Source organism: Bacillus sp. FDAARGOS_235 (assembly GCF_002073415.2).
Classification (GTDB): Bacteria; Bacillota; Bacilli; order Bacillales; family Bacillaceae_G; genus Bacillus_A; species Bacillus_A toyonensis.
Window position 1 is genome coordinate 1647491 of the sequence record NZ_CP020437.2, and the last position, 23866, is coordinate 1671356.

25 protein-coding genes and 1 pseudogene are annotated in these 23866 nt (G+C 35.1%); 8 read left to right on the top strand and 18 right to left on the bottom strand.

What is annotated here, in order from left to right:
- Positions 1–122 precede the first annotated feature (122 nt).
- A complete protein-coding gene (locus tag A6J74_RS10170; RefSeq protein WP_000203343.1) occupies positions 123–569 on the bottom strand; it encodes a MarR family winged helix-turn-helix transcriptional regulator in 447 nt (148 codons plus the stop codon).
- Between the two features lie 195 nt (positions 570–764).
- On the opposite strand from A6J74_RS10170, the gene A6J74_RS10175 reads away from it, so the two are divergent.
- A complete protein-coding gene (locus tag A6J74_RS10175) occupies positions 765–2261 on the top strand; it encodes a DUF3149 domain-containing protein (protein ID WP_000865077.1) in 1497 nt (498 codons plus the stop codon).
- 29 nt (positions 2262–2290) lie between these two features.
- On the opposite strand, the gene A6J74_RS10180 is transcribed toward A6J74_RS10175, so the two are convergent.
- Positions 2291–2572 (bottom strand): aspartyl-phosphate phosphatase Spo0E family protein, encoded by a 282-nt coding sequence (locus A6J74_RS10180; RefSeq protein WP_000495542.1) that lies wholly within the window; start codon positions 2570–2572, stop codon positions 2291–2293.
- Between the two features lie 492 nt (positions 2573–3064).
- Between A6J74_RS10180 and A6J74_RS10185 the strand changes: the two genes are divergently transcribed.
- Complete coding sequence (locus A6J74_RS10185) at positions 3065–3835, top strand: divergent polysaccharide deacetylase family protein (RefSeq protein ID WP_001234113.1); 771 nt, start codon at positions 3065–3067, stop codon at positions 3833–3835.
- A gap of 163 nt (positions 3836–3998) precedes the next feature.
- Here the strand turns inward: A6J74_RS10185 and cbpA are convergent, their stop codons facing one another.
- The 11 genes and pseudogenes from cbpA to A6J74_RS30010 form a co-directional block, all read right to left on the bottom strand.
- Positions 3999–4622, bottom strand: coding sequence for a cyclic di-AMP binding protein CbpA (gene cbpA, locus A6J74_RS10190; RefSeq protein WP_001264228.1), 624 nt, complete (start codon positions 4620–4622; stop codon positions 3999–4001).
- Between the two features lie 126 nt (positions 4623–4748).
- A complete protein-coding gene (locus tag A6J74_RS10195) occupies positions 4749–5378 on the bottom strand; it encodes a class II aldolase/adducin family protein (RefSeq protein ID WP_000895994.1) in 630 nt (209 codons plus the stop codon).
- Between the two features lie 231 nt (positions 5379–5609).
- Positions 5610–5936 (bottom strand): annotated as a pseudogene (locus A6J74_RS30400) (NEAT domain-containing leucine-rich repeat protein); the annotation flags it as partial.
- Positions 5937–6293: 357 nt separating this feature from the next.
- The gene (locus tag A6J74_RS10210) at positions 6294–7076 is read right to left on the bottom strand and encodes a DeoR/GlpR family DNA-binding transcription regulator (protein ID WP_000117657.1); all 783 of its coding nucleotides are present in this window, start codon (positions 7074–7076) and stop codon (positions 6294–6296) included.
- A gap of 40 nt (positions 7077–7116) precedes the next feature.
- The gene (locus A6J74_RS10215; protein ID WP_000862167.1) at positions 7117–8301 is read right to left on the bottom strand and encodes a saccharopine dehydrogenase family protein; all 1185 of its coding nucleotides are present in this window, start codon (positions 8299–8301) and stop codon (positions 7117–7119) included.
- The gene (gene phnW, locus A6J74_RS10220; RefSeq protein ID WP_001014011.1) at positions 8298–9392 is read right to left on the bottom strand and encodes a 2-aminoethylphosphonate--pyruvate transaminase; all 1095 of its coding nucleotides are present in this window, start codon (positions 9390–9392) and stop codon (positions 8298–8300) included. The genes A6J74_RS10215 and phnW overlap by 4 nt, the downstream gene beginning before the upstream one ends.
- 15 nt (positions 9393–9407) lie before the next feature.
- Positions 9408–10202: a phosphonoacetaldehyde hydrolase gene (gene phnX, locus A6J74_RS10225; protein ID WP_000687388.1), complete on the bottom strand. Its 795-nt coding sequence runs from the start codon at positions 10200–10202 to the stop codon at positions 9408–9410.
- Between the two features lie 152 nt (positions 10203–10354).
- Positions 10355–12112 carry a putative 2-aminoethylphosphonate ABC transporter permease subunit gene (locus A6J74_RS10230; protein WP_000425538.1) on the bottom strand — a complete coding sequence of 586 codons (1758 nt, stop codon included), beginning with the start codon at positions 12110–12112 and terminating at the stop codon, positions 10355–10357.
- Positions 12113–13114, bottom strand: a complete 1002-nt coding sequence (locus A6J74_RS10235) for a putative 2-aminoethylphosphonate ABC transporter ATP-binding protein (RefSeq protein WP_000006203.1) — start codon at positions 13112–13114, stop codon at positions 12113–12115. It lies immediately after the preceding gene.
- A 19-nt stretch (positions 13115–13133) separates the two neighbouring features.
- The gene (locus A6J74_RS10240) at positions 13134–14210 is read right to left on the bottom strand and encodes a putative 2-aminoethylphosphonate ABC transporter substrate-binding protein (RefSeq protein WP_000750904.1); all 1077 of its coding nucleotides are present in this window, start codon (positions 14208–14210) and stop codon (positions 13134–13136) included.
- Between the two features lie 228 nt (positions 14211–14438).
- Positions 14439–14591, bottom strand: a complete 153-nt coding sequence (locus A6J74_RS30010) for a hypothetical protein (RefSeq protein WP_000240799.1) — start codon at positions 14589–14591, stop codon at positions 14439–14441.
- A gap of 100 nt (positions 14592–14691) precedes the next feature.
- Between A6J74_RS30010 and A6J74_RS10255 the strand changes: the two genes are divergently transcribed.
- Positions 14692–15075 (top strand): DUF3905 domain-containing protein, encoded by a 384-nt coding sequence (locus A6J74_RS10255; RefSeq protein WP_000404293.1) that lies wholly within the window; start codon positions 14692–14694, stop codon positions 15073–15075.
- 39 nt (positions 15076–15114) lie between these two features.
- On the opposite strand, the gene A6J74_RS10260 is transcribed toward A6J74_RS10255, so the two are convergent.
- The 5 genes from A6J74_RS10260 to phaR form a co-directional block, all read right to left on the bottom strand.
- Positions 15115–16464 (bottom strand): TrkH family potassium uptake protein, encoded by a 1350-nt coding sequence (locus A6J74_RS10260; RefSeq protein ID WP_080609480.1) that lies wholly within the window; start codon positions 16462–16464, stop codon positions 15115–15117.
- Between the two features lie 23 nt (positions 16465–16487).
- Positions 16488–17681 carry an NAD(P)/FAD-dependent oxidoreductase gene (locus A6J74_RS10265; protein WP_000772553.1) on the bottom strand — a complete coding sequence of 398 codons (1194 nt, stop codon included), beginning with the start codon at positions 17679–17681 and terminating at the stop codon, positions 16488–16490.
- A gap of 95 nt (positions 17682–17776) precedes the next feature.
- Positions 17777–18862 carry a class III poly(R)-hydroxyalkanoic acid synthase subunit PhaC gene (gene phaC, locus A6J74_RS10270; protein WP_000206839.1) on the bottom strand — a complete coding sequence of 362 codons (1086 nt, stop codon included), beginning with the start codon at positions 18860–18862 and terminating at the stop codon, positions 17777–17779.
- An 82-nt stretch (positions 18863–18944) separates the two neighbouring features.
- Positions 18945–19688, bottom strand: coding sequence for an acetoacetyl-CoA reductase (locus A6J74_RS10275; protein ID WP_000250411.1), 744 nt, complete (start codon positions 19686–19688; stop codon positions 18945–18947).
- 153 nt (positions 19689–19841) lie between these two features.
- Positions 19842–20324: a polyhydroxyalkanoic acid synthase subunit PhaR gene (gene phaR / locus A6J74_RS10280; protein WP_000566959.1), complete on the bottom strand. Its 483-nt coding sequence runs from the start codon at positions 20322–20324 to the stop codon at positions 19842–19844.
- Between the two features lie 198 nt (positions 20325–20522).
- On the opposite strand from phaR, the gene phaQ reads away from it, so the two are divergent.
- From phaQ to A6J74_RS10305, 5 genes are all read left to right on the top strand, one after another.
- Positions 20523–20975, top strand: coding sequence for a poly-beta-hydroxybutyrate-responsive repressor (gene phaQ, locus A6J74_RS10285; protein WP_000903016.1), 453 nt, complete (start codon positions 20523–20525; stop codon positions 20973–20975).
- A gap of 42 nt (positions 20976–21017) precedes the next feature.
- Positions 21018–21542 (top strand): polyhydroxyalkanoic acid inclusion protein PhaP, encoded by a 525-nt coding sequence (gene phaP / locus A6J74_RS10290; protein ID WP_000448600.1) that lies wholly within the window; start codon positions 21018–21020, stop codon positions 21540–21542.
- Positions 21543–21643: 101 nt separating this feature from the next.
- Positions 21644–22087, top strand: coding sequence for a MaoC family dehydratase (locus A6J74_RS10295; protein WP_001067920.1), 444 nt, complete (start codon positions 21644–21646; stop codon positions 22085–22087).
- Between the two features lie 151 nt (positions 22088–22238).
- Complete coding sequence (locus A6J74_RS10300) at positions 22239–22424, top strand: alpha/beta-type small acid-soluble spore protein (protein WP_000241211.1); 186 nt, start codon at positions 22239–22241, stop codon at positions 22422–22424.
- A 114-nt stretch (positions 22425–22538) separates the two neighbouring features.
- Complete coding sequence (locus A6J74_RS10305; RefSeq protein WP_000822353.1) at positions 22539–23858, top strand: TrkH family potassium uptake protein; 1320 nt, start codon at positions 22539–22541, stop codon at positions 23856–23858.
- Positions 23859–23866 lie beyond the last annotated feature (8 nt).

Here is a 23866-nt window from a genome sequence, read left to right on the forward strand (position 1 = left end):
AATTCAATACTTCTTCCCAAATCCCCTCTTAGTTTTCAACAAAATTCGGCAGCTTCCATCTTACTTACTTATATGCAAAAAAGCCTTGGATTTTTTATCCAAAGCTCCTTTGGAACATAGTATCACTTTTCATACTTTCCAATTTTTTTCAACAAATCAAGTAATTCATCCTTTTCATCCTTCGTTAACATTTCAAAAGACTGATGTATAACTTGCTCATGCCCCGGAAAAATAGAAGCAATAAAACTCTCCCCAGACTCCGTTAATTGCGCATAAATAACACGTCTGTCATTCGGACATGGGATTCTCTTTACTAATCCCTTTTTTTCCAGCTTATCTACAACATATGTAATGCTGCCACTAGCTATTAAAATGCGCTCACCAATTTGCTGAAGTGGTTGACCACCTTTATGATATAGCAGTTCTAATACAGCAAATTCAGTTGGATTTAACCCGTTACTTTGTATAGATTTATTTGTAGTATCCATAACAGAACGGTGTACACGAGATAATGCAATAAATACTTTTAAAGATTGAGAAATATCTTCTCGTTCATTATTTGATGTCATACAACTTTCAACCCTTCACTTAAATTCTCAGCAATAAAAAGAAAATACAGCTTAATACTTCATGTGAGTTCCGAATGAGCATTCACTCATCCATTTCTTCTCCCCTAATATATTACGAATCATTCTTGAATAAAAACATGACAATTTTAACATAGTTTATATATAATGATAATAAAAAAAGAAGGAGTACCACATTTGAAAGTCAAATTCCAAAGCATAGTTTTATATATATTGCTTGTTATCCTACCAACGATAGTGATTGGTGCTACATTTTATTCCTATCATACGTATAAAATGAAGCAGGAAAACAAAACATCTGCTCATACGGTTCTCTTTTTATATAGAGACTATTTAGATCATCACCTTGGTGAAGCAATTTCTGCCTTAGAAATGCTTGCAAAAGTCGTAGGTACCGAGACTGGTAACATAAATGGGATTAAACAAATTGTGCATGATACAGATGGAAACGATGCGCGCTTTTCTGGTCTATATTACGTTACACCAGAAGGAATCATTACCATCGCATCAGAAAGCGAATCAAGACCTGTAGACGTCTCAGACCGCAAGTATATTCAAGACGCATTACAAACTAAGAAAACAACTGTATCATCCGTCATTACAGATCGCGTCCTTGGACATCAAGCTATTATAATCGCTTCCCCAATATTTAACAAACAGAAGGAACTCTCAGGCTTATTGTTAGCAAGTTTACGCTTTGACTACATTTCATCTTCTTTAAATGCTATTAAACCACAATACCATTTCGAAGTAACTGATAAACATGATGTAGTTTTTCTAACTGATGACAATAATGAAACAAGCGATGCGCATTCTAATATGCTCACTACCCCACTCCAAAGGTTAAATTGGAAGGTCTCTGTTTCTCCATTACCTATCCACAAGCAAACTTTATACCAATGGGTTGCAATAGAATGTATAGCTACTTTATTTTTAATGTCTATCTTATTTTTACTCGCTCAATATATGTTATTAAAACGGCAAACAAAGCTGGAAAGACAACAAAATGAACTGCAAAAAATTGAATTGGTTGGAACTTTTGCAGCGAGTACAGCCCACGAAATCCGCAATCCTCTTACGGGAATTAAAGGACTCGTTGCGCTATTAAAAGAAAAATATAAAGATGAACAGGATCAGTTTTACTTTTCCATCATCGAACAAGAAATAGAGAGAATTAATGAAATTGTAAGTGAATTTCTTATTCTTGGAAAGCCAACTGCTATCATTGAACAAACATATGATGTGAGAACTATTCTAAATGAGGTAGCATTGATTATTCAATCTGAGGCGAATCTACATAACATTGTATTCCATCTACATTTGCCAGACCATCCTGTTCATATCCGTTGCTCAAAAGACCATATGAAACAAGTGGTTTTAAACATTACAAAAAATGCAATTGAAGCCATGACTTCTAGTGACACACTAACCATTGTCGTAACAGACAATGAAACACACGCACAATTGCAAATTATTGATACTGGAAAAGGTATTCCAAAACATATTCAAAAACACCTCTTTCATCCGTTCTTTACTAATAAAGATACTGGAACAGGTCTTGGACTTGTCATATGTAAACGAATTGTAGAGATGTACGATGGGCATATTTTTATTGACAGTAAAGAAAACAAAGGAACGACAGTTCATATCGAAATACCGTTACATAAAGTATAATTATCCTTATCACAAAAGGGTAATTATACTTATTTCATAAAACCCGCCACAAGCATTCGCCAAAAATTATTCGATTTTCCTTCATATCCGATTTGGAAAATAGGTACCTTTATAATGGAAAACCATTTTGGTGTTTGTTTTTCTTTATAGCGCTGGTATTGTAAAATAAGCTTGTCCAATTCTTGACTAACTTGAATTGTTTCCCTACTAGTTAATCCGCTTGTTAATCCTAGTTGAATCATTTCTTCACGCTTCATATGAATATCACGTGAAAGCTTTTCTAATGTGTACTTCCTTTTTACAGTAAACATCCATATCCCCCTTATTATTCTTCCATGCTCTCAACTTCACTTCACTATTGACCTTTTACCTGCTTAATCATATTCAAATTTGAAGAATCAGAAAATTAAACATTTTCTCCCTGTAATTTACAAATCTTTACCCTCACTTTGAGAATTATTACAAATTATTCTATCTTTGTAAATACATTCGCAATAATAGACATTTTTTTCATCTTCTTTTTTTACAAATACCAATTAAATAGCGGTTTCTCTATTTACCATATACTTTTCTTCGACATTTTTTGTTTAATTTATATAAAAAAGCAAAACATAATGATGATTGATAAAGTGAAACTTTAATCAGTGGGGGGTTTTGTTCATCCCCCACTGATTATTAGCACTCACCAATCGGGCGTTTACGAGCAGTGGATCTTCCCCCTAACTTCTTTGCTCCAGCCGAATTTTGAGGTGGGAATCTTACTGCCCGCAAATAGCGGGATAAAATAGAGAGGAAATATTTATATGCGCAAATATACGATTGCATTGCTCATTTTTACTATGTTCTTACCATCCTTCTTGTTTCCGATTCAAGCCAATGCCCATACAAATAAAGTAGCTATTGTCATTGATGACTTCGGAAATAATATGAAGGGAACTGATAAAATGTTATCACTTCCCATTCCACTGACTGTTGCTGTTATGCCTTTCCTTCCTTCTACAAAAGAAGATGCAATAGCAGCCCATAAAAAAGGCCATGAAGTTATTATACATATGCCAATGGAACCTATTAAAGGTAAAAAAGAATGGCTTGGACCAAAAGCACTTACAACTGATTTAAGCGATGAAGAAATAAACAACCGACTCGAACAAGCGATTAAAGAAGTACCGCATGCAATTGGAATGAACAATCATATGGGATCAAAAGTAACAGCTGACGAAAGAATTGTACGTCTTATACTTACAGCTTGTAAAAAACACGGTTTATTTTATTTAGATAGCAAAACAAACCCTAATAGTGTCGTCCCACAAATCGGAAAAGAATTAGGGGTGCCTATTATTGAAAACCAACTATTTTTTGATGATGTTTATACAGCAGGACATATTTCAAAACAAGCTCAATTACTTATCAAAAAAATTCAAGAAAAACCAATTATGGTAGCTATCGGACACGTTGGGCCTCCAGGTGAAATTACATCACGTGTTATAGAAACCTCTATTCCCAAAATTCGCGAGCATGCAGACTTTATTTTTTTGTCTGATTTAGCATTATCTCCACCTGCTGTTTCAAAATAAAGTGAAACTTTAATTAGTGGGGCATTCACCACTAATTATTAGCCCTCACCAATCGGGCGTTTACGGGCGGCGGTGCTCCCAAAAATAGTGGGAGACAATTCATCACTTACACGAAAAAAAGGTACCACTCTACATATAGCAGATTGGTACCTTTCCTTTTCACTTAAATATAATCTACATGACTCACTCTGAATCCTTTTTTTTCTATTTTTTCGATTAATTTCTTTAATCTTTTTTCATCTAACTCATCTGATATATTTACGATAATACGGCGAATATATTGATCACCGTTATCTAGCGTAAACAACCCACCGATATTATATGCTTTTAACAATGTCCCAAGCTCTTTAATCGTTCCCTTACAATCTTGTGTTGCAATTGTTAATATATAACCACCCGTCCGCATACCGAATGAGTCTTCAATAACATCAAATACATTGGAATGTGTTAAGATACCAACAAATTCATTATAATCATTTAGCACCGCTAAAAATGGGAGACGACGAATCACATAAAAAGCTCTGAAGAAAGAATCCTTTTCAAAAATAAATGCAGAGGAATTTTCTAACATATCTCCTGTACTTACATGCTTTAATCCGCTATTACACTTCTTTTCTAATAAATCTACTTTATAAATAATCCCCATGAATAGCTTCTCATCTTCTGCTAATACAGGGATTGCTCGAAATCCCGTTTCATTCATAATTTGTAATGCTTTTTCACCAGTATCATTTATCTTGCAATAAGTCACCTGCTGTTTTGGCAGAAAATGATATTTAACTCGCAAAATATGTTCCTCCTTACATGTCAACATGTAATCTATATATAATAAGGAGACCTATATTTTATGAGTAAAATTATTTTTAAAACGCTTTCATTTATTTATGGAATTGTAACAACATCGCAAACATTTTTATATAACAGAGCTCTTCGCACCTTTTATCATTAACAACTTTACATGATAGTTCATTAAATATTCTATACCCTCTAGCCATTTTTTCGCTTCTTCTGGCGTTTTCCCCCACACAATCATGCCGTAATTATGAACGAGAACTACTCCTCCACCTTCAATAAAATTCGGAACATTACTTTCTAACAAATCAGCAAATTTCTTTTCATCTTCTACAATTGGAATTGTCATTTCTGTTATACCTTCTTTTCCAAAAACACGTTCCACGCTACGTTTATCGAATGTTACTTCTCTTTCTTCTCCGTATAACTCTGATATTAAATGGCTATCTACAGTCTGTACTTGTAAAATACATTCCGCACTGCTTTTTTTATAAATATCCGCATGCATAAATGACTCTGCCGCTGGTTTTTCCTCGTTTTCAAACACTGGCTCACACATGCAATTGACAACAATAAAATCCTCTTCTGAAAACAATCCTTTATCTCTTCCCTCGACATTCACTAAAAATGTTAATGGCTCTTTTGACGTACATAACGATAAACTAATTTTTGTACCATAAAACCAATCACGAAGTGCCAATTCAGATTTCACATCTTTTAATTCATTCCATTTCTTCAGAAAAAATAACATTTCGTCACCCCCGTCGTAATATTTATATAATGTTCGAATCCTTTCTATGTAAAAGGAATATTTTTTGATTATTCTAAAAATTTAATTGAATTATCACATGAGAATGCTTTTTTGTCAATATGATTTCAACGCTCCTCGTAAAAATAGGCTACTCACATACCAATCCCGCCGTCCATGTCCTACTTCATTTTACAATAAAAAATACGTTATTCTTCTAATGAAAGAATAACGTATTTTTCTCATTTGCTTTAAGTTCGTAAAGAATGACGGATCTTTTATCTTCGCATTCGCAACTGTTAAAAATTTAAAATACGGCATATATTTCAATGCACGATAATCAATAATCTCATTCGTATTTAAAAACAAGTCCTTTACTTGCAATAACTCTTCTTTCGTAATTGGTGTATTTAAATCTTTTCTATTACATACTTTTTTATTAACAAATTCTCTTAATTATTTATCTGTTATCATATTTTGGCTATCCACTTGATTCTTTGTTTCCGTATAGCATGAATTAGAGTTATCATCTGCTTTCTCTGTTTCTTTGTCGCCTAATGTTGCTACTACTAGCGCCTTAATATAATTTTTTCAAAATAAAATTCCCTTATATTGATAACTGCAATATTACATGTAAAATATGTTTCTAGCGATACACAATAAAAATCCCTTTATTCAAAGGGATTTTTTACCTATCGTATGAAGAATTTCACTTTTTTCTTTCTCATTAATAAAACCAATTTTTTGTAAAATATTTGCATACAATACAAGTTTATTATATATGCGTTCTGACATATTCCCCCTTCTTTCCTTCAGCCAACTTTTTTTATATTGGTAAATTATATGAAGGAAATGAGAAAATGTGTCCACTTTTTGCATGAATGCAAACCTTTTATTTCATTACTGCTTTCACTTTATTTAACACACTGTCCATTGAATATTATGCTTCTTAACTTCTTCTTCAAAACTATATGGCATTTTCTTATCACAAATAACATGTTGAATACGAGAAAATCCTGCTATTCTATAATTCCCTTTTACACTTACTTTTGTATGGTCGCATAAAATATATGTTTTCTCAGCTAATTTCATCATCGCTTCCGACAGTTTTGCTTTTTCTAATTCAAAACTGGAAACGCCAAAACTAGGTAATAACCCATCAATCGAAACAAACGCTTTATGAAAATGAAATTGATGAATCACTTGCTGAGAAATAGATCCTGATACACGCGAATGCTTTGGTGATACTTTTCCACCAATAAATAAAACTTCACCGTGAAACATCTTTTTATTAATAGAAGAGATTAATTGTGTCGCTACTGGAAAAGAACTCGTAACAATCGTTAAATTTTTTCGATGAACAAGATATGGAACCATCTGAAGTGGTGTACTTCCGTCATCAATTGCAATGACATCACCATCTTCTACAAATGTTGCTGCTTTATAACCAATTCTTTTCTTCTCTTCTATATGTAGCATTTCTCTTTCTAACATCGGCGCCTCTATCCCGGCACCTGGAAGTTGAACAGCTCCACCATACACTTTCTTCAACTTTTTTTCACGATCTAACTCTTCTAAATATCGACGAATTGTTTCTGTTGATACAGCGAATTCTCTCGCTAATTCTGAAACCTTTACTTTTCCTTTAAACTCTACTTTTTCAAGAATAGTCCGCTTTCTTTCTTCTCCTACTACAGACATAGCTTCACCCCATTTGTATCTACCTCATAAAGTTCCTTGCTTATACAAAATTATAATTTTCTTTGTAAGTAGAAACCTCTTCATGAATATAAATGCCGCGCTTTTCTAGTTCATCAAAAACAAGTTGTGGGTTTTCGAAAGCTTCTTCAGGCGTAACAACACCCATTTTATTTACATTCCCATTTGCAATTAACTCGGTAGCAATTCCAAATGGAATACCGACGTTTCTCGTATAAGCTCTTAAATTTTCCCATCCTACAATAGATCCATCAGATAACGGATGTGTATGATATAATACATGTCTCTGTTTCTCATTATTTTTCATACCTACTACTTCTACATGAAGTGCATAACCGTATACTTCCGTCTCTTGACCTTCTTTCGATTGTAATAAATACTGCGAAATACAATCCATAATGCCAATTTCTTTCCCGTTTATTTCAATTTGATCATTACGCAATATGCCGTAATCATATAAAGCACGTACGAGCTGCATATTTTTCTTTGGCCAAGTTCCTCTCGTCTCTATCAGTTTGACACCTTTATTTTCTAGTGCCTTTGCTAACGTAATCGTTTCAGAATGCGGAATGATATACTGCATTGTTTTACCATAAGGCGCTGGCAATTCAATTTCTCTTGGTCGCGCAAAAGGAGGTACTTGCTTAAACTTACCATCTTCATATACTGTACGCGATGGTAAATTTGGATCATATTCATATGTCGTTGTTTCTGTAATTGATGCAGAAAAAGCAATTGGACGATACGAACCGTGACTTACACGAACATACTCTACAGTATCTAGCTGATTTGCTGCATGCATGGCCATCATTTGCGTTACACCTGGTGTCATACCAAATCCGGGTAAACATGTTTTTTCATTTTGAACAAATATAGCATGTGATTCATTTTCTTCACCAAATCCATTCAAATTCACACCGTGACACCCAGCTTCCGCAATACAACGAGTAGACAATCCATTTAACTTTATCGTCGTACCATCCATTACAATGTCATAGCCTTTCATTTTTGCAACTGTATCCTCATGATTTGTCACATCGACTTTCACAAAATCAACACGAGGATCGTTGAGCCATTCTACTACTTTACGACCTTCTTCTTCGTTAAAATCGGCTACTGTGATCGTCTCAAAAGATGAAAATTGAACTAAATCCAAAATCGCTTCACGACAAATTTTACCTGCTCCACCTAAGCAAAATACTTTCAACCTATAACAACTCCTTTGGCGATACTATCAACTAAACGATTTATATCTTCCTCATGTACATCACCGATATTTCCAATACGGAACGTATCTACTTTCGAAATTTTCCCTGGATAAATTACAAATCCATACTTCTTTAACTCGTTATATAACTCCTGAAATTCAAATCCCTCTGGGTAAATAAACGATGTAATAATAGGAGATTGATATTTTTCATCTACTAATGACTTAAATCCAATTTCTTTCATTCTGTTGACCAATAATTTTTGATTGTTATAATATCGATTGCAACGTGCTCTTACTCCGCCCTCTTTTTCTAGTTCAAGCAAGGCTTGATAAAAAGCGTGTACAACATGCGTAGGTGAAGTAAAACGCCATTTCCCATCTTGCTCTTCCATCGTTTCCCATTGATCATATAAATCAAGAGATAAAGAGCGTGCTTGCCCTTTACACTTTAGTAATTCCTCACGATTTGCGATAACAAAACCAAATCCAGGAACACCTTGAATACATTTATTCGCACTACTAATTAAAAAATCAATTTGCAAATCAGCAATGTCTATTTCAATCCCGCCGAAACTACTCATTGCATCAACAATTGTAACCTTCTCGTATCGCTTTCCTAATTTACATACATCTACAATTGGATTAATAATACCTGTAGTTGTTTCACAATGAACTACTGCAATATGAGTAATCTCTTTATCTTCTTGCAATAACTTTTCTACTTCTGCAATATTAGTAGGTTCCCACTCTTCTGTTTGACTCACGACCACATTTATATGTAACATCTCTGCCATTTGCACAATCCTCTTACCGTATGCACCATTTGCACAAACAAGAAGCTTTCCATTTTTAGGAACGACAGAACCAATCACTGCTTCAACTGAAAACGTACCGCTTCCTTGCATTAAAACCGTTGTATATTTCTCTTCTTCTTTCGTTGCTAACGATACAAGTTTAGCTCTTACATCTTGCACCATTGTGTTATATTCAACATCCCATGTACACCAATCGTATAGCATAACTTCTTTTACCGTTTTTGTTGTCGTCAATGGTCCTGGCGTTAATAATAAGTAGTGATTTCCATTCATGATCCTTTGCCCCTTTTATGAAATAATAAGTTCTTGTTTCTCGATATGTTCAATTACGTTCTCGAGTTCTTGCATCGTTTCAATCGTAAAATGAGCTCCATTTTCAACGAAACGATTACGAACTGCTTCCATCTTTTCATGAAGTTCTACCGGATCCATAGTTTCAACTTCCCACTCGCTTAAGCCGAGCTCGCTACTACCGAGAATTACGCCAACAGTCCACATCCCAGCATTTCTGCCCTCGTTCATATCTGACACCGTGTCTCCCACTTTTATCATATGATTCATCGGATACACACCAAGTTCCATCGCATTTTTATAACACATCCACGGGTACGGACGACCTGCTGGAACATCATCTGGCGTCACAAGAAAATCAGGTTTATACCCTTGTAATTTTGCTTCTTTTGCAACAATATCCATCATTTCTCTCGTATAGCCAGTTGTTGAGCCAATTTTAATGCCTCTTTTACGTAATGAAGCCATCACTTCTCTTATCCCATCAATTGGCGTGGCATAGTTTGGCAGAATAGCAAAGAGAATTTCTTCAAATTCTTTATACATCTCATGAATGTCTGCTTCTGTTGGTAATTGTCCGAAAACACGCTTCCACTCATTCGCAATACGAGGCATTTCTGTTAGTGCTCTTACATGATCTATTTTTAATAATCCCATTGGCTTACGTGCTTCTTCTGCTGTAACTTCAACACCACGTTTATGAAAAATTTTCATGAATACTTCCAGTGGTGCAAAACATCCGTAATCAACTGTCGTACCTGCCCAATCAAAAATAACTGCTTCTATTTTCATTCTATCCATCACCCTTCTTATTTATCTCGCTGTTCGCCAGGCAGTAAGACTCCCCCTCGTAAAGAAGTTAGGCGGGAATCATGCTGCCTTAAAAGTCCGATTGGTTCAACTATTAATCAGCGGGGGATGCCCCCACTGATTAAAGTTTCACTTTATCCTTGTTGCCATTTTGACGTTCGGTTACGAAGTGCTTTCGTTCCCCATTCATATACAACTCTTACTACAATATTAGTAACAACAACAAGTACACTCATCGCAGCTGCTGGTGCCACATTTCCTGCATCATCCATATTTACAATTGACACAGCAGCTAGTTTAAAATCAGCTGCGTATAGGAATACAACTGCCGAGACAGTCACCATGGAATTTACGAAATAGTACATTACCATTTCTAAAATGGCTGGTAGACACATCGGTACCGTAACTCGAAAGAATGTTTTATAAAACGGGATCCCCATCGACTGTGAAACTAGTTCAAACTCTCGATCTAATTTCTTTAAAGCTGTCGTTGCCGTAACAAATGTTACAGAATAAAAATGAATGATATTAACTAGTACTAACACAGCAATTGTTCCGTATAGAGAATGAAACGGGTTCGTTACGGAAAGTCCAAATATTTGTATTGTTGGTTGACTAAAGAAGAAAACGTAGCCTAACCCAAGTACTAAACCTGGTATTGCTAAAGGTACGATAGAGAAAAAGTAACCTGTTTTTCGGAAAAATTGTAGCTGGTCTATTTTCTCAATTGCATACGCGAACACAAATGTTAAAATTGCCCCAATAACCGCTGTAACCGCTGAAACAATTACACTATTTTTAAACGCTTCAAGTCCATCTCCCGTTAAACTTGAAAAATTAAAATGCTCAAATGTAAAACTCATATTATACGGCCATACTTTTACACTTGCAGCAATACCAACTGCAACGAATAAAAGAATAATCATAAGCGTTATTACGCTACAATATACGAACGAAATAACATCTCTTTTCTTATTATTTATTATTCTGTAAGGTACTGCTTTTGAAGATAAAAAATTCGCCTGTTTTCTTTGCGTAATACGATCAACTGCAAAAGCAAAGATAGCTGGGATTAATAAAATCATTCCGACAGTTGCCCCCATTGGCATATTTTGCTGTCCAATTACTTGTTTATATACGTCAGTAGCAAGCACATTATATTGTCCTCCTACAATTTTTGGCGCCCCAAAATCAGTGAAACTAAGTGTAAATACAACGAACATTGCACTAATTAATCCGTACTTTACACTAGGTAAAGTAACAGTAAGAAACTGCTTTGTTTTACTCGCTCCTAACATATTAGAAGCTTCATATAAACGATAGTCAGATCCTTGAAAAGCAATTAATAAAATAAGGAATGCTTGCGGAAATGTATACATAACTTCAGCCATTACAATTCCTACCGGTCCATATAAAGGGATTTGTATACCTTCAAATAAACCAAACATTCCTTTCGTTACTAGCCCTTGATTACCAAATAAATATGTAAGTGCTATACCGTGCATCATCGTTGGCGCGAATAATGGTAATAACGCTACGTACTGAAATATGCGCTTTCCAAAAACATTCGTACGAGCGATCGCATATGCGTAAATGAAAGCGAGTGTAACGGAAATAATTGTTGTCGCGCCCGAAATCCATATCGTATTTTGTAATGATTGAACTAAAGTTGATGTTGTGAAATATTTACTGAAATTCGCAACACCAACGAAAGCTCCATCTTTATCGTAAAAGGCTTGTGTAAACAATTGTAATAAAGGCAATACAAGTATGATAAGAAATGAAAGAAGCATACCGATAATTACTAGTCTCTGTATCCACTCTTCTTTACCGATACGTCTCTTAATCTTTTTTTTCGTATTTTCTACCTGATAATTTTCTAACATCTCCATCTATACAATGACCTTCTTTCCATATGACAACATATGATTTTCTGAGAAAGAGATTTGAATTTGCTTTCCTTTCCTAATAGAAGTTGCTTCTACTTCTGATGCCAATATATCCACTACGATTTTCTCGTTATAAAGGTGTGTTTTCTCTTCTATGACCCGCACTTCCGTCCGGTATACAGCCCCCCGGAATTCCATGCTTTCTACAACAGTTTTCATACCATTATTGTGCACAACTGTTACATGTTCAGGACGAATTGCGTGTTCTTCATTATTTTTCGAAAAGAAATTAATAGAACCAATAAAATCTGCCACAAACGGATTGGCTGGTCTTTGGTAAATCTCCTCTGGTGTTCCAATCTGCATAATTTCCGCATGATTCATTACAACAATTTTATCAGCCATCGTTAATGCCTCTTCTTGATCATGCGTTACCATAATAGTTGTTACTCCGACTTTTTCTTGCAAATCACGCATTTCTCTACGCAACTTTTCACGCACTTTTGCATCTAAAGCAGATAACGGCTCATCTAGTAACAAAATATCGGGAGACAGAGCGAGCGCACGTGCAAGTGCTACTCGCTGCTGTTGTCCACCAGATATTTGAGCAGGATATTTATCTTTTACATTCAGTAAGTCAACAAGTTCTAACGCCAATAGCGCTTTCTCTTTTACTTCTGCTTTTTCATATTTTTTTGTCTTTAAGCCGTATTCAATGTTTTCAAGCGCCGTTAAATTCGGAAATAATGCATACGATTGAAAAACCATTCCGAAGTTCCGCTTACCAGGCGGCAATGCTGTAATATCTTTTCCATTCACAGCTATACTACCTGTTGTCGCTTCTTCTAACCCTGCTAAAATGCGAAGCAACGTCGTTTTCCCACAACCACTCGGGCCTAATAAACAAACAAACTCATTTTTTTTCACTGTAAAAGAAATATCTTTTAACGCTGTAAATGTATCAAACTGTTTTTGAATGTGTTGAATTGATAAATATTCGCTCATTTTTCTCTCTCCCACTCACTTACTTTTTCGGTTCTGCTTTTTGACCAAACTCTTTTTCCCAACGCTCTAAAATTTTGTCGCGATTTTCTGCTGCCCATTTAAAGTCATTCTTTTTGTATAACTTTTCTGTCACATCTTTCGGGAATCCATCTGGAAGTTTATAGTTATTTTTAATTGTCGCAAATCCATTTTTCTCGAAGTATAACTTCATTACATCATCTGTAATTGCCCAGTCTAAAAACGCTTGTGCTAATTTATCATTTTTCGCATTATCTTTCTTAATAAGTGCATTCGCTTCTACTTCCCAGCCTAGTCCTTCTTTCGGCAGTACAACTTCAACTGGTGCACCTTTTTGTTTCTCTTTTAAAGCGCTATAAACCATTGACACACCAACTGGATATTCACCTGCACCTGCTAATTTCGCTGGTTTTGAACCGGAATGCGTATAAGATGCCATATTATCATGAAGTTTTTTCATGTAATCCCAGCCCTTATCTTCACCCATAATTTGCAACCATGCAGAAACTGTTAAAAATCCTGTTCCAGAAGAAGCTGGATGTGGCATAACAAGTGTTCCTTTATATTCTGGTTTCGTTAAATCTTCATATGATTCTGGCATCGGTAAATTTTTCTTCTTTAATTCTTCTTTATTTACAGCAATCCCCGTCATAAACGCAGTATTACCTACCCATTTTTCAGGTTTCTTATCATCTTTAAATTGCGGAAGGACACGATCCGCTCCTTTTGGAGAGTATTCTTTTAACATATCTTTTTTCTCTAAAGCTAATAGACTAGACGCCGCAGTTCCCCACACAACATCTGCTTGTGTATTTTTTCCTTCAGCTAGCAATTTCGCTGTAATAACTCCTGTTGAATCACGAACAATGTTCAACTTCACATCCGGGTATTTCTTTTTGAAAGAATCAAGATAAATCGGTACAAGCTCTTCTTCAATCGCTGTATAAACAGTTAACGATCCAGATAATTTATCATCTTTCACTTTTGCTCCAGCACTTTCTTCTTTCTTTGCACCACACCCCATTAATAACGAAAATACCATTCCAGTTGCTACAGCTTTAAAGATTGTTTTTTTCACTGTCTCTCTCTCCTTTTACAAATCTTATGTACAACTCAAATATAAACAATTAGTGTAAAAGCAGTATTAAACCAACATTAATCTTTTGTTTGTTGTTTGTTTTTGTGTAATACGTTGCTACTTCTATGTTTTTTCACATTTTTCTGCTAATAGAAAATATTAAATTTACAAATAATTTAAAAAACCTTTATAATCCCACAAAAAAACGAGGCGTTTGTAAAAAACGCCTCATTTTTGTTTACCTTTTTTTGAATTTCGATTTGCATACTTTGCACTGTTTTCTCCTTCATACTCTAATGCAAATTCTGCATCTGGTAAGCTTTCTTTCGGAGTTTTATTATTGTTAATTGCTGCATTTTGTTTCACTTTTCTTTTTACCAATACGTTCACCTGCTCTCAAGAAATTACTTTCTACTCTAGTTTGGAGCAATCTGAAATAACTATTACTGGTAAGTGTTAACAAGTACATAAGAGCTTATAGATGGAAATACTACATACGAACAAACCTTTACAAAAAGGAGCGATTACTTTGAAAGAGAAAGAAACAATCCAATCGCCAATTTTAGACGAGACGCTCCCTCATCAAATGAACTTCCCTTCTTTTAAAGGAACAGGAAAAAAGATGCAACAACCTTTTGTAAATCAATATGATGTTGTAATTGGAGACAGTAAATACAATTCCGAGAACAGCCCCTTAAACAATTGGAGTGATGAGGTAGACCCTGCCATTATGGCTGGGGATGAATGGATCCATCCTACAAATGATATCGGGTGGATTGCAGAAGAAAATCAAGAATTACTTAAAAAAGAAGTTGATAATAAAAACGACGCTTTTATGCATCCCCAATTCGGAATTAACGATTAAAAAAACCATTCTACCTAACGCAGGTAGAATGGTTTCATACTATCCAATAATAATTCTTTCTTTCGGATATTTATAGCGAGGTGGTTGTTCTCTTCCACCACTAGCTAATATAAATGTTAAAATACCGACGCGTCCGATAAACATAAGTACAATAAGTACAAGTTTACCCACAGTTGTTAAATCTGGCGTAATACCTGTCGATAAACCTGTCGTCCCGAAAGCAGAACAAACTTCAACGATCAAGCTCATAAGCGGTACATTTTCCGTAATGGATAAAATAAATAGTGCCGTGGCACATAATAATATCCCCATCGTCATAACGACAGATGCTTTTAATACATCCTCTTCATGTAGCTGTCGTTTAAAGACTCGAACCGTTCTACCGCCCCTTGCAAATGTATATAACGATAATATACTAACCGCAAATGTTGTCGTACGTATCCCGCCCCCAACCGAACTTGGAGATGCTCCAATAAACATTAATATACTCATAAATAAAAGCGTTGGTTGTGACAATTCACGTATATCCATTGTAGCGAGTCCACCGCTTCGCGTCGTCACAGATTGGAATAACGTATAGAAAACCGTTTCATGCCATGACTTTCCTACTAAAAAATGATTTCGTTCTAGAAAAAAAATCATGATGGTTCCAACAACAACAAGTGCAAAAAATGTTGTTGTCGTCAATTTTGTAAATAACGAAAAACGAAAAAGTTGTTCTCTCTTCTTACTAAGAAATTGCTTCACTTCCATTAACACAGGGAAGCCAATCGCCCCTAAAATAATGAGTAACATATGAATCATTTGAACGATATAATCTTTTTTGTACGGGATTAGCGATTGCCCTGTTAAATCGAATCCACCGTTCGTCGTTGCACTAACAGCGGCAAAGAAACCGTGAAAATAAGCTTCTTGCCAAGTCGGAAAGTACAGTAAAAATCTTGTACCTAACAGGATTGCTCCAATGATTTCTATCGAAATAATTACAATTAAAATAGAACGCATTAATTCTACAAGACCCGATAAATTTCCTTGATTATGGTCTGCCATAATTAATCTTCTTCGCTGCAAACCAATCTTTTTACCCGTTATAATCCAAACGAATGTGCCAAGTGCCATGATGCCTAATCCGCCTAATTGTAAAATTAGAGCTAATACAATAATTCCTGCTGTTGTAAACGTATCTGAAATCGTAACAACTGAAAGTCCTGTAACACTTACCGCACTAACAGATGTAAATAGGGCATCGATAAATGTCCATTTCACACCATCCTTCGTAACAAATGGTAAACTAAGTAATATTACCGATACGACTACTGCTAATAAATAAAACAAAACAATAAGTTGTACGGGACGTAATTTTTGTAAAAACTTTTTTATATCTCTCATTCCATCACTTCGCTACCTTTTTTCTATCGATTAAATAAAGAAAAATCATCACTTTCTTTATTTGTAAATAACTGCTGAAATAGTTTTGCAAATACCATTCCGTATACAGTTCCATTTCCCCCATATGGCAGTGCGTAATATAAATTATGTATCTTTTTATCTTCTTTTAAAATGGGGAGACCATCATGACTACCACCAAATGCTGCTGCCCAATAATACTCTGCCTGTATATTATTAAACTGCGGGAACATTTCTTTTACAATATTAATAAGGATATCACGCTTATGCAATAATTTCGTATCGCCGATATTTTGAATTTTCAACGCCTCATCTAATCCGCCTACAATAATGCGGTTTTGATACGTTCGAAAATATAGGTAAGGCCGTGCCGTTTCCCAAATTAATGATTTCTCATGCCAACCTTCGAACTGATCTATCTTATTTGTAACAACTGCATAAGACGTTTCTACTGTTGTATTTTTTTCTTTCTTTCCAAAAAGCGCTTCATAACCTGTCGCCATAATAATATTCTTTGCTGCTATTTTATTTCCTGTTTTTGTGTAACAAATTAAATCATTTTGAATTTGTTTAATATGTATTGCCTCTGTATGTTCATATATAGTAGCACCCATTTGCTTTGCTTTATGCAAAAGACTATGTGCTAACAAATATGGATTCACTTCTGCGTCACCGCTTGTATATAATGCTGCTTGTTTTGCAAATGAATAACGTTTCTTAATATCAGACTCTGTAAAATATTCAACCGGAAATTCATAATAGCGTAACGTATTATATTCTTCTTGTAAAAATGAAATATCCTCATCTCTACTCGCATAATACAAACTATTTCGCGGAATAAAATGGGGATCAATATCGAGAGTCGGTACAACCTTCTCCATTGTTCTAAGGGCTTCATAACAAAGCCTATATGCTCGTACCCCTTTTACTTTCCCAAATGTATGAATAAGAGAGGTTAACGATTTATCATGAAGAAATTGTAATAAACCTGTATTGGCAGCTGTGCTACCACATGCAATTGCTCTTTTTTCAATGAGCGTAACACGCATTCCTATCTTCGCTAATGAATACGCTATATGAGCACCCGCTTCGCCACTTCCGACTACGAGCACATCACATATCATATCATTTTCTAACGTTGGATAACAAGGTACAGAAACCCCTCTATTCCAAAACAACTTACCAGTCATAAGCTTCATAATTATACTCCTAAAATGTAAATTTCTCCTTTCTATGTTTTGTTATTTCCCATAAAAAAATCCAACTAACACAACGCTAGTTGGATTTTTTATTTTTAATTGGAACGCTCTTCAAGCCAATTTCCAATCGTCGGATATGTTTGTTTTACAGCTGTTCCACCGTAAACGATAGACATATGCCCTGTTGGTAAACATACATATTGTTTATCTGTGCTAGAAATATGATCTAGTAAAGCTTCCACTTGACATGGCAGAGCGATATGATCACGTTTCCCGGAAATATTTAAGACATTCGCCTTAATATTTGCAAGGTCTACCTTTTGTCCACGAATAACGAGTTCACCTTTAACCAATTTATTATTTTGATAAAAATCACGAATCCACTGTCTGTATGATTCACCCGGGAACGGAATGCCATCGCCAACCCACTTTTGAACTAATTTCCAGCTTTCGACGAAGCGCTCATTTTCTGAACGATCAACTAAAGCAACGTATGGACCAACAAAATTCGTAATTGGTTTTAACATCTTATTTCCGAAATCAATCATTTCTGGCGGAATATTTCCGAATGTATCAACCGCCTTATCTAAATTGAAATATTTCTCATCTAATAAAGGACCATATAATCCTGTTTCAGAGAAATCGAAAGGACTTGTCATAAAAATTAAGTTACGAATTGGCATATGCGGATGAAGTGCCGCATAAATAGACGTTAGCGTTCCACCCATGCAATAACCAAGTAAAGAAATCTCGTCCGATTTTGCAGTTCGCATTACTTTTTTCACTGCTTTTGCAATATAATCGAACACGAAATCATCAAATTTCAAATGACTATCTTCTAAACCAAATGTGCCCCAATCAAGCATATACACATCAAAACCACGATCTACTAAATATTCCACTAAACTATTTCCAGGAGTTAAATCCATAATATATGGCTTATTAATAAGAGCATATATTAATAAGATTGGGACTCTCTGTGTTTTTTCTTGTTTTGGAATGTAACGATAAAGCTTCGTTTTATTCTTCGTCCAAATAACCTCTTTCGGTGTTAAACCAACTTGTGGTTCTGGTTCGCGTAATAAAATTTCGCTCGCTCTTTTCACACGGCGATATGCTTTGCGATATTCTTCTGGGTACAACTCCAATTGCTTTTCCCATTCTGTTACGAATGTAGTCATTTTTCTATCTCCTTTTCGGTCGATTTCTTTCTAAAAAAAGAAGTGCATTCCTGATATGGATATGCACTTTTTTCTTACTTCATTACATGTATAATCCACCGTTAATGTTTAATTGCTGACCAGTGATATACGCACCGTCACGGCATAGGTATACTACACCTTTTGCAATTTCATCAGCTTGTCCAAAACGTTTTTTCGGGATTTTCGCAACGATTTTTTGACGCACTTCTTCTGGTACCTCTGCTACCATTTCAGTATCGATAAATCCTGGGCAAATTGCGTTTACAGTTACATTTGTTTTTGCAAGTTCTAACGCTAATGATTTTGTAAATCCTAGCATACCTGCTTTTGCTGCTGAGTAGTTTGTTTGTCCAAATCCACCAGCTTGACCAATAATAGAAGAAATACTAATGATTCTTCCTTCTTCTGCTTCCGATATGTATGGAAGTACCGCACTTGTCGTATTAAATACACTACTTAAGTTCACGTCAATTACGCGTTCCCAATCTTCACGATTTAATTTTTTGAATGTACGATCTCTTGTAATACCAGCATTATTAACAAGAATATCCACTTTACCAAAATGATTCACAGCTTCTTCTACAAGTCGGTTTGCATCTTCTACTTTAGAAACATCCGCTTGAACTGCATAAACGTCATGCCCTTCTTTTCCTAGTTCATTTACTAAGTTTTCAGCTGCTTCTTTACTGCTGTTATAGTTAATAACTACTTTTGCTCCCTCTTGTGCTAATGCTACTGTAATTGCTTTTCCAATTCCTTTTGCCCCACCTGTTACGATTGCTACTTTGCCATTTAATTGAACCATTTCTTTTCCCCCTTAAATGAATTTGTGAACGATTATTATGAATCATTTTGGTACTCATACTAATAGAGTCCATATATTAATTATGTTTCGTTGTTTATACGTGAAAACGAGATTCTCCCTCTCTCTTTTACACGTTGTAAACAAACGCTATTATCATTTTTTATTTTCTGGCTTGTTCGCCGGCTTTACTTCTTCTTTTACAGGTACTTGTAGTTTAGCTAGTACTGCATTTTGCTTTTCTAGCAATTCTAAAATTTGATCAACTTTCGCTTCTAACGTGCGAATATCTTGTTTTACTTTCGTAACATCACGCTTTAATGTAGGAGCTTGTCCTAACGAATCCACTTTCTCTTCTAGAACTTCCTCAATATTATCAACTTTATTTTCTAAGTTAATAACAAGCGTAGCTACTCTAGCGATATCCTCTTTCGTTGGCACGTTCACTTGTTCTAAATAACTTTTTGTCGTATCATTTAATGCTTTTTGATAAAACAAATTCAAGTCTAGAACGCTGCCCATCCAAGCAGAATATTCTTCTGTTTTAATTGTTTCATTGAGCGCTTTTCCCCAAAATGTTTCGGTTTGTTCATAAGCATTTTTCCATGCTTGCAATGGATCGAATTTTTGATCAATCACTTCGCCTACACTCCCTTTTTTGTTTTTGAAACAATTCAACCTATTCACTATTTTCTAATATTCTGAATAAAACTTCAAGTCTATATTTTATTTTTCTTTATTTTCCAACAAATGTATTGACATTAAAAACAGATAGGTGTAAATTGCACTTATAAGCAAAAAATTCCATCTAACTGATTCATGAGGTGATGCACAATCATGCTACATAATGAACCAGAACACCCAGAAAGTTTGGAAAAAAACCAAGCGAAACAACCAAACTCCATGCCAAAAAACTTCTTAGTTCCTTTCTTACTTCTCTGTCTAAAAGACTGGAGTCTTCATGGTTACAAACTCATTCAAATGCTAATGGACATCGGCTTTTCTTCTGTTGACCAAGGTAATGTTTATAGAACACTACGCAAGTTAGAAAAAGAAAACCTTATTTCTTCTACTTGGGATACAAGCGATGGAGGGCCAGCAAAAAGAATTTATTCTTTAACTGAATATGGAGAGCAATATTTATCAACATGTGCGACTTCTTTTGAACATTATCAAAATATGTTGCGGACGTTTTTCACGTTATACACCAATGCATTCTTTCCATTTTCTACTTCTCCAGAAAAGGATGAAAAGGATTCTTCATCTTCACCTGGTGGTACAGCAGAGTAATCTGCGTTCACAATATGCAAAAAAACATTTGGAGGTCAAACAATGGAAACTAAACCATACGAATTAGTCGATGCATTTTGGAAAAACTGGTCTCAATCTCTTTCCCTCTTCTCTTCAGCTGGGAAACAATTAGAGCAACTTACTTTAGAAACGTTAAAACAACAACAAGACGCTTTGCATAAATTAACATCAGGAGTAAATGAGCTAGAAAAAGAACTACAACAATTCACAGCTCAGTTCAATAACCAATATACAGATTACGTGAAGCAATTAACTGGAAACTCCTTAAATGATCAAATTAACGAGTGGCAAGGGAAATGGAATGAGCTTTCTACTCAAATGCATCAACTTACTGTTTCTCCTACAAAAACATCTTTGTCTATTCTTACTCAAACTAGCGGTCAATTTGAAGAAACAACAAAACACTTTATAGAACAACAACAATCGCAACGCGAAGAGGTTCAAAAACAGTTAGAAGTTTTTTTGGGAGAGTTCAAGTCCAAACAACTAGAACTCGCAAAGCAGTTCGAGGAAAACTCAAAAAATCTATTTACTTCCATCAAGTAAGAAAAATGTGGCAACTAACTGCAGCACAAACAAAACTCTTTCTTCCTCCTACTACATCAAGATGGCTTACATTTTTCGATATGGAAAAGAAGGAGGACAAAATGAATCCATTCCAAGAAGCACAAACTGTTCCGGAGCTTCGTTATGATGAGATTCAAGTCGGTGATCAAGCATCTCTAACAAAAACAATTACGGATGAGGACGTTATCAATTTTGCAAAATTGACTGGAGATGTAAATCCTATTCATATTTTAGACTCTTTTGCAAAAACGACAATGTTTAAAGAACGTATTGCTCACGGTATGCTCGTTTCAAGTTTTATTTCTACTGTTCTTGGAACGAAACTCCCAGGAAAAAATACGATTTATTTATCCCAAAACGTTTCATTCCGTGCTCCTGTCAAAATCGGCGATACACTTCGTGTAGTGGCAGAAGTCATTAAAAAACGGGATGATAAGAAAATCATTACATTACAAACAAACATCTACAATCAATCCGATGATATTGTCGTGGAAGGTACAGCGACAATACTGAAAAAAGAGTAGCAAATTTGCTACTCTTTTTTCTATCCAAGAACTTCTAATCACACCGATTACTTCCGGGTATGAGTACATCGTTTCCACATAAAATAACGTTACCAGTTTAGATAGTACTTAACTTGGCTGAACTGGACTACTCAAAAGGATGTGTGTCAACATGGTAAAAACAAACAAATTACTAGTTCCAGGTGCAGAACAAGCACTTGAACAATTTAAATATGAAATTGCACAAGAATTCGGTGTTAGCTTAGGCTCAGATACAGCATCTCGTTCTAACGGTTCCGTTGGCGGTGAAGTAACAAAACGTCTTGTTGCTTTAGCTCAACAACAATTACGCGGATAATACTATAACATATGGCTTAGAGGCAGATATTCTCTGCCTCTTTCTATTTGCAACATACATAATAGCGCTTTTTCACATACTAGTAAGAACAAACTGAAAGGAACGATATGTGAGATGAAACGGATTAATATTAGCATGAGCCCTCCTCGTGTTCTTACTTTATCTTTTATTGTATTATCAATTGTCGGCACATGCTTATTAAAACTACCAATTGCTACAACAACATCTATTTCATGGCTCGATGCCTTATTTACAACGGTTTCTGCTTGTACAGTTACAGGGCTTGGTGTTGTGGACACTGGAAAAGTATTTACCTTATTTGGTCAATGTGTAATTTTAACACTTATACAAGTTGGCGGTCTTGGCATTATGAGCTTCGCTGTTTTAATTGCAATTATGCTTGGCAGAAAAATCGGTCTTCAGAATCGCATTTTGTTACAACAAGCACTAAATCAAACGAATATCGGCGGTGTCATTCGTCTTTCCAAAGCATTATTTCTATTCTCTTTTACAGTAGAATGTATTGCTACTTTGCTCCTCTCTTTTGAATGGGTACCAAAATACGGAATTGCTAAAGGGTTCTATTATAGTTTTTTTCATTCGATCTCTGCCTTTAACAACGCTGGTTTTTCTGTGTGGAGCGATAATTTAATGTCCCATTCTCATAGTATTCTCGTCAATCTCGTTATTTCTTCTCTCATAATTTTAGGTGGAATCGGTTTTACAGTGATTATAGATATAAAAAGAAAAAAGAACTTTAAAAACCTTACATTACATTCAAAACTCATGCTCTCTTCTACTCTAATCGTCAATATTATTGCTACCGTTTTTATTTTCATATTCGAGTTCCATAATTCTCTTTCTATGAGAGGTTTTACCCCATTTGAAGAAGGAATGGCTGCTTATTTCCAAGCAATTTCAACGCGCACTGCCGGATTTAATACCGTTGATATTTCTGCATTAACAAAACCTTCCCTTTTATTAATGATGCTTCTTATGTTTATTGGTGCTGGTAGTGCTTCAACTGGTGGTGGAATTAAGTTAACAACATTTTTAATTATGTTTTTTGGCGTATTTAAATTTTTACAAGAACAAGATGATATTGTTGTGTTTAAAAAATCCATTAAAGATACGCTCATTGTCAAATCATTGACCATTACTATTATTTCCATTTCATTTATCTTTGCTGCTATTTTAATTTTAAGTATTACTGAGCGAGTTCCTCTATTGATGAGTGCTTTCGAAGTATTTTCAGCATTTGGAACAGTCGGTCTCAGTATGAATTTAACGCCACACTTAACGATAATTGGAAAAGCTATTATTATCTTTATGATGTTTTTTGGAAAAATGGGACCATTAACATTGGCTTTTTCATTTGCACGCAAAAAGAACCGGAAAATAAAATATCCGAACGAAGATATTTTAACAGGTTGACAACCGTA

Bases quoted from the DNA above. Each gene is read 5' to 3' on its own strand.
- A6J74_RS10265 (WP_000772553.1), bottom strand. From the start codon at position 17,681: ATGAAGCTTATGACTGGTAAGTTGTTTTGGAATAGAGGGGTTTCTGTA.
- A6J74_RS10235 (WP_000006203.1), bottom strand. From the start codon at position 13,114: ATGAGCGAATATTTATCAATTCAACACATTCAAAAACAGTTTGATACA.
- A6J74_RS10170 (WP_000203343.1), bottom strand. From the start codon at position 569: ATGACATCAAATAATGAACGAGAAGATATTTCTCAATCTTTAAAAGTA.
- phnX (WP_000687388.1), bottom strand. From the start codon at position 10,202: ATGAAAATAGAAGCAGTTATTTTTGATTGGGCAGGTACGACAGTTGAT.
- A6J74_RS10295 (WP_001067920.1), top strand. From the start codon at position 21,644: ATGAATCCATTCCAAGAAGCACAAACTGTTCCGGAGCTTCGTTATGAT.
- A6J74_RS10185 (WP_001234113.1), top strand. From the start codon at position 3,065: ATGCGCAAATATACGATTGCATTGCTCATTTTTACTATGTTCTTACCA.
- phaP (WP_000448600.1), top strand. From the start codon at position 21,018: ATGGAAACTAAACCATACGAATTAGTCGATGCATTTTGGAAAAACTGG.
- A6J74_RS10230 (WP_000425538.1), bottom strand. From the start codon at position 12,112: ATGGAGATGTTAGAAAATTATCAGGTAGAAAATACGAAAAAAAAGATT.
- phnW (WP_001014011.1), bottom strand. From the start codon at position 9,392: ATGAATGGAAATCACTACTTATTATTAACGCCAGGACCATTGACGACA.
- phaQ (WP_000903016.1), top strand. From the start codon at position 20,523: ATGCTACATAATGAACCAGAACACCCAGAAAGTTTGGAAAAAAACCAA.
- A6J74_RS10300 (WP_000241211.1), top strand. From the start codon at position 22,239: ATGGTAAAAACAAACAAATTACTAGTTCCAGGTGCAGAACAAGCACTT.
- phaC (WP_000206839.1), bottom strand. From the start codon at position 18,862: ATGACTACATTCGTAACAGAATGGGAAAAGCAATTGGAGTTGTACCCA.
- A6J74_RS10260 (WP_080609480.1), bottom strand. From the start codon at position 16,464: ATGAGAGATATAAAAAAGTTTTTACAAAAATTACGTCCCGTACAACTT.
- A6J74_RS10180 (WP_000495542.1), bottom strand. From the start codon at position 2,572: ATGTTTACTGTAAAAAGGAAGTACACATTAGAAAAGCTTTCACGTGAT.
- A6J74_RS10275 (WP_000250411.1), bottom strand. From the start codon at position 19,688: ATGGTTCAATTAAATGGCAAAGTAGCAATCGTAACAGGTGGGGCAAAA.
- A6J74_RS10195 (WP_000895994.1), bottom strand. From the start codon at position 5,378: ATGTTATTTTTTCTGAAGAAATGGAATGAATTAAAAGATGTGAAATCT.
- A6J74_RS10305 (WP_000822353.1), top strand. From the start codon at position 22,539: ATGAAACGGATTAATATTAGCATGAGCCCTCCTCGTGTTCTTACTTTA.
- A6J74_RS10255 (WP_000404293.1), top strand. From the start codon at position 14,692: ATGGAAATACTACATACGAACAAACCTTTACAAAAAGGAGCGATTACT.
- A6J74_RS10210 (WP_000117657.1), bottom strand. From the start codon at position 7,076: ATGTCTGTAGTAGGAGAAGAAAGAAAGCGGACTATTCTTGAAAAAGTA.